The organism is Neobacillus drentensis, assembly GCF_036966985.1.
GTDB classification, from domain to species: Bacteria; Bacillota; Bacilli; order Bacillales; family Cytobacillaceae; genus Neobacillus; species Neobacillus drentensis_E.
This window is the reverse complement of the sequence record NZ_JBALSN010000257.1, coordinates 1-5,648: the sequence shown is the minus strand read 5'-3', so window position 1 is coordinate 5,648 and position 5,648 is coordinate 1. Positions and strand designations below refer to the sequence as shown.

The window sequence follows — 5,648 nt, the reverse complement described above, 5'->3', positions numbered from 1 at the left end:
CTCTTCTAATTTTTCCTTTTCCACACCATTCCCTTTTACTTGCAACGTTACCGCAATTTTGAATCCTTGATCAGCCTCATCTTTTAAGAAATCTACATTTGCCGTTACTTGTGATTCGAATTTGACATGTTCTTGCCTTGCGATGTGCTGTAATGCTCCATCAAAACAAGCGGAATAACCACAAGCGAACAACTGTTCCGGATTCGTGGCATTTGGAAATTCTTTCGCTCTTGGGGAGCCCGGCATTGCTAGATCCACTTTTATTTTGCCATCAGAGGATTCAACTCTGCCTTGTCTTCCTCCACTAGCTGTTGCAGATGATGTGAATAATGGTTTTGTAGTCATCAATTTTCTCCTTTTTCTATGTAACGTTTTAATATTTACTAAGAGTGAGCCTATAACCATTTCCTCAAAACTAATAATTATTGAAAAGCTAATCGAAAATGAACTGACCCAATAAAGTTAGACAAAAATTTTAGGCTGCTTTCAAGACCTGAGTCCGGTATTCGACTGGACTTAGGTCTTTTAATTTTGCCTTCATTCGTTTGTGATTGTAATAATAAATATATTCTTCTAATTCTCGTTCGAAATGTTCCATACTCTCAAATTCTTGTAAGTAGAGTAGTTCAGACTTTAATAAGCCAAAGAAATTTTCTATGACTGCATTGTCTAAACAATTACCCTTCCGGGACATACTCTGTCGTATACCATGTTCTTTTAATTTATTTTGATATTTACTCATCTGATAATGCCAGCCTTGATCTGAATGGAGGATAACTTCATCATCAGGTTTTATTTTTTTTATTGCTTCTTCAAGCATATCTCCAACAAGAGAATAAACAGGACGGTTCATAACTTTGTAAGCAATTATTTCTCCATTACATAAATCTAAAACAGGCGATAAATATCGTTTTTCCCCAAATAAATGAAATTCTGTAACATCAGTTACCCATTTCTCATTCATTTTACCTGCCCTAAAATCGCGATTCAGTATATTGGGTGCTACTTTTCCAACTGATCCACGGTATGAACGGTACTTTTTCATACGCACCTCACATTTTAAGCCCATCTCATTCATTAATCGATTAATGGTCTTTGGATCATGGTAAATATTCTTTTTCTCCAATTCTTTGGTGATACGACGGTAACCATAACGTCCTTTATGCTCATGATAAATAGCTGCAATCGCTTCTTTTACCTTTGCATATTTATCTTCATTATTTAATCGTTTTTCCCAGTAATAGTACGTACTACGTGGAATGTCTGCGACTTTAACTATTTCCACTACATCAAATTTATGCTTTAGTTCAAAAATTACTTGCGCTTTGATTTTGTTTGTAATTTTTCCTGTTCTCGAACTAAAGCGTTCAACTTTTTTAAATAGGCATTCTCCATACGTAAGCGATCATTTTCAGCTCGAAGAGCTTCGATTGAACCTTCAACTGGCAGTTGTTGTTCTTTGTTTATCTTTGATACTTTTTTCATGGAAGGACGCCCCTTTTTCTTTGATTGTAGGGCATCAATTCCTCCAGTTTCAAAAGCCTTTCTCCAATTTCGGACCATACCAGGTGAAGAAATATTGAAAATTGCAGCTGTATCATAAGAAGATGTACCCGTTTCGTTCATATAATTAAGTACATTTAGTTTAAACTCCCCAGAATAATTTGTATAGGACTTAATAAATGCTTCCATACCATGTTGTTCATAAAGCCTAACCCATCCACTGATAATAGTTTTACTAACTCTTACTTCTTCCTCAATTTTTCCAAAACTTTCATTTCCCTCTAAATACCTTAATACAATTTGTATCTTATCTTCCGTTTTAAATTTGGACATAAAAACACCCCGTAAATGTTAGTTTAGTGTCTAACATTTACGGGGCAGTTCAAAATTTCCGACTAGCTTTTCTTATTGATCAGAATCTTACTGATTCGCTTTTTTTACCCATTCCGCAACTGTAACTGTACGTTTAGCTTGATGTTTAACAGTTGCCTGAACGTCTTCGATCATTTTCCCATCTTGTCCCACAGTAACACTTGTTCCATAAGGGTTACCACCTGCTCCAAAGGTAACTGGATCTGTATAACCATAGTTTTTCAGGATCTATTGGATTTAAGCAAAATTAAATCTAGCAACATTGATCAGTTTATTAATATCAACTATATTAGGACCCATCTTATGAATAAATCAAAGAACTACATGGAATACTTAAATCCGTAAAATGAAATTAACATATGTTCTTTTGACAAGATTTCATGATGACTTTTTTATTAGCATTCGCTGCTGGCACGTATTAGAAAGCTTTTTTTAGGTCATCCGTTTGCCTTCTCCATCACCTCCCTAGTTGGGGATGATAAGAATAGTTGCAGTTATGAGTTAGGAACAATAAGAACGAAAGGAGGTGAATTGCATGTCCGATGTAAAGATTAAAGTAAATGATAACGGTCCATTACGCATCATGGGTAAAGTTGAAATGGTGGATTCGGTAGGGAATCAATTTGAGACCACAGAATCTTTTATTCTTTGTCGCTGTGGATTATCTGAAAAAAAGCCTTTCTGTGATTTGTCACATAAAGGTAAGTTTGAAAGTGCTCCTCGTGCATAGGATAATCCCATTCAATGGGATTTACTTACATATTTTAGAGGTTTATGATGGGTAGAATAGCCATATTTGGATTTGGACGTATTGGTCGGCAATTATTAAGAATTGCTTTAAAAGAAAATCTTTTCGTACCTTTGTCCATTTCAGATATTAAAGACGAAAATACGCTAGCCGCTCTTTTTGAGGTGGATACTAACTATAAGCGATGGCACGAGAAGGTCATAGGACAAGAGGGGTTCATGATTATAGGTGGGCGTGAAATTCAATATATCAATTCGTCTAAAGAAGTACCTAATTGGAAGGCATTAGATGTTGATCTGGTTGTCGACTGTACTGGTCGAGCCTTTACACGTACTGCAGCCCAAGTTCATTTGGAACGTGGTGCAAATAGAGTGTTAATCAGCGGACCTAGTAAGAGTCTTGATGATTGCGATGCTGTACTTCTAAAAGGAATTAATCTGGATAGTTTTGATCCGGATAAGCACAAGATTATTAGTATGGCGAGTTGTACAACGAATGCGTTAGCCGTCGTCGTCAAATTAGTCAAAGAAAACTTCGGGATCAAATATGGTTTGTTCTCGACCGTTCATTCCTATACAAACAGCCAATCCTTAACCGATCAGCCAATGAAGGATCGACGAGATTCATGGGCCGCGGCGGAAAATATTATTCCATCCTCCTCTAGAGCGGCGAGAGCTCTAAAATTTATTTGGAATGATTTACGAATTACAGGAAAAGCTTATCGAGTTCCAACTCGTACCGGTAGCATTGCTGAATTAAACCTAGTGACTGAAAAATCTTGTACGGTACAACAGGTAAATGACATGTTCCGCAGTGCGGCAAAAGGTGAATTGCTGGGAGTCCTTGATGTATTAGAAGACGGATGGGCCTCTTCCCGTATCGTAGGAGATTCCCATTCATCCATCGTTGACCTTCCCTTGACTCAGTTAGAAGGTGAGATTCTGTCCGTCGCTACTTGGTACGACAACGAATGGTGTTACGCTTCACGATTAGCTGAAGTTGCTGCTTTTCTAGTAAATAAGTAACGTTCATCTGGAATATAAAGTAAAAAAATCACGTAGCAATGATTTGCTATGTGATTTTTAAAGACTGTGCTCAGCATGGGTACAGACTCTAGGTAACCAGATAAACGTTTGTTTATAGAATTTAAAAGAAGTTGTCCAATGATGATTTAACAAAACAAATTAGATGCACAAACAGCCAGGGCGTTAGATATCAATCCAATTACTATCCAAAATTAGAAAAAGAAAATACTCTGAAGAATTCATAAAAGCAGCACTTCCAAAAATGACTGAGGAACAACAACTCCGGACTTATCAAAAGCATATACGTGATTTGGAGGAAAAATACGATTCTAAAAAAGGCTACTTTATTTCGTATGTAGTGATATTCAATATGCCATATATTTTATAAATATCCCATAGGGAGAAGACTAAATGGAAGATAAGAAAGTGACATGGCTAGAGCTTTTTGAAGATTTGCTGTTTGCAGCGGCAGCTGCTACAGCCACTCGCGTTTTGTTTCATGTTGAAAATGGAAGTATTCCTTTTGAATATCTATTGAAATTTATGCTAATATTTATCCCCATTTGGTGGGCATGGACAGGACAAACTATGTTCACAAACCGTTTTGGCAAAGATCTTTTGCATCATCGAATGTTCATGATTACTCAAATGTTTTTTGTTTTGATTATGACTTCGAGCTTATCAGTGGATTTTGATCAGTATTACCTTTCTTTTCTGATTGGGTATATCGGATTAAGATTACTAACAGCTATACAGTATCTCGTTGTCCAACGACTAGAGCAAGGAATGGCAAAGAGAGTATCTAGATTCTTGGGAACATACTTTTGGATTGGAATTATCATTTCATCCCTTTCTATCTTTATTAGTTCATGGGTTCGATATGCGGTGTTGTATGCTGGAATTCTTGTTGACATGATTGTACCAGTATTGGGGCGCAAGTATCTAATAAAAGTTCCGACTCATACTGCCCATTTAGTAGAACGTTTTGCTCTATTGACCTTGATTCTCTTTGGAGAGTCGGTCGTCAGCATCCTTTCTGTGTTGGAGCCACAAAAAGGGGATAGGAATTCCATATCATTTTCCATTAGTTCATTCATCGTCATTCTCGCCATGTGGTGGCAGTATTTCGACAATGTAGAAAAGAAGGTGAATAAATCGGTTCAGCGGACAGGACAAACGATTGTCTATGGACACTTATTAATCCTCATGTCCTTAAGCATGATTGCAGCGTCTATTAAGCTAATGTTTTTACAAGAGATGAATTACTCGTTTATGTTGTATTTCATCTTCGGCACGGTGCTGCTTTATTTCTTGGCAACCTCAATTGTGTTTCATCAATATAGGCAAAAACAACACCGGTTGAAGCTGTATCATTTAGGAGGATTTCTTGGAATTTTGGCTGTTTTTTACTATCAATCTCTTAACAATTGTTCCCAATTTCATAATTATGGTTGAACTGGCACTATTTTTTAGTATTTACGCCAAAGTCACAACAACATAAATCCACAGCTATTTGTATTGAATTAGTTGCAAAACAGGAAAACAACGATTCAAATGACTTAGAGGAAGCTCTGAAGATTGCATTGAAGAATCAAAGAAGCACCAAAGTATCTGTTTGTTGCATATCAAAGATATTCAATCATTAAAAATTCTGATGGAATTTGGCTCTATGTTAACTGACCTCCACCGCATTTTAGACGAAGTAGAAGGTGGTGCTCGACATGTCACAGAAAGAAAGCTTTCTGTTCGCTGAACTAATATTAAATTGCTTACTCATCTAACGGGGATGTTAGTTCAATATAGAGATATTTAAAATTTAAAATGGAGTGCAAAGCGGTACGCCATTTTCTTGCTTATTGTATTGAAACTGAGTTGAAGTTTATAGAACCTTATACGAATTCAATCGATATTTCGGATTTTGAACCTTTGAAGGGAATCCGTTAGAATTGTCCACCTAGCTTTTTTAAAAAATCAACATAGATGTTTAACAGAGCCTATTT

Annotated in this window: 4 protein-coding genes and 2 pseudogenes; 3 read left to right on the top strand and 3 right to left on the bottom strand. The window is 36.5% G+C overall.

Annotated features, from left to right (window positions below; translation table 11 throughout):
* From V7659_RS17325 to V7659_RS17315, 3 genes and pseudogenes are all read right to left on the bottom strand, one after another.
* On the bottom strand, positions 1 to 345 hold a 345-nt coding region (locus V7659_RS17325), incomplete at its 3' end, for an Ohr family peroxiredoxin (RefSeq protein WP_335541051.1).
* A 130-nt stretch (positions 346 to 475) separates the two neighbouring features.
* Positions 476 to 1,836, bottom strand: a protein-coding gene (locus V7659_RS17320; protein ID WP_335541050.1) for an IS3 family transposase whose coding sequence is annotated in 2 segments (ribosomal slippage) — positions 476 to 1,380 and positions 1,380 to 1,836 — 1,362 coding nt in all. Because the reading frame shifts where the segments join, the coding sequence is not laid out codon by codon here.
* Positions 1,837 to 1,923: 87 nt separating this feature from the next.
* Positions 1,924 to 2,103 (bottom strand): annotated as a pseudogene (locus tag V7659_RS17315) (NAD(P)H:quinone oxidoreductase, type IV); the annotation flags it as partial.
* 307 nt (positions 2,104 to 2,410) lie between these two features.
* On the opposite strand from V7659_RS17315, the gene V7659_RS17310 reads away from it, so the two are divergent.
* The 3 genes and pseudogenes from V7659_RS17310 to V7659_RS17300 all read left to right on the top strand — a co-directional run bounded on the left by V7659_RS17310 (position 2,411) and on the right by V7659_RS17300 (position 5,149).
* Complete coding sequence (locus V7659_RS17310; protein WP_098934512.1) at positions 2,411 to 2,605, top strand: CDGSH iron-sulfur domain-containing protein; 195 nt, start codon at positions 2,411 to 2,413, stop codon at positions 2,603 to 2,605.
* A 44-nt stretch (positions 2,606 to 2,649) separates the two neighbouring features.
* Positions 2,650 to 3,648: a type I glyceraldehyde-3-phosphate dehydrogenase gene (locus tag V7659_RS17305; protein WP_335541049.1), complete on the top strand. Its 999-nt coding sequence runs from the start codon at positions 2,650 to 2,652 to the stop codon at positions 3,646 to 3,648.
* Positions 3,649 to 4,059: 411 nt separating this feature from the next.
* A pseudogene (locus V7659_RS17300) lies at positions 4,060 to 5,149 on the top strand (low temperature requirement protein A).
* Positions 5,150 to 5,648: the final 499 nt, after the last annotated feature.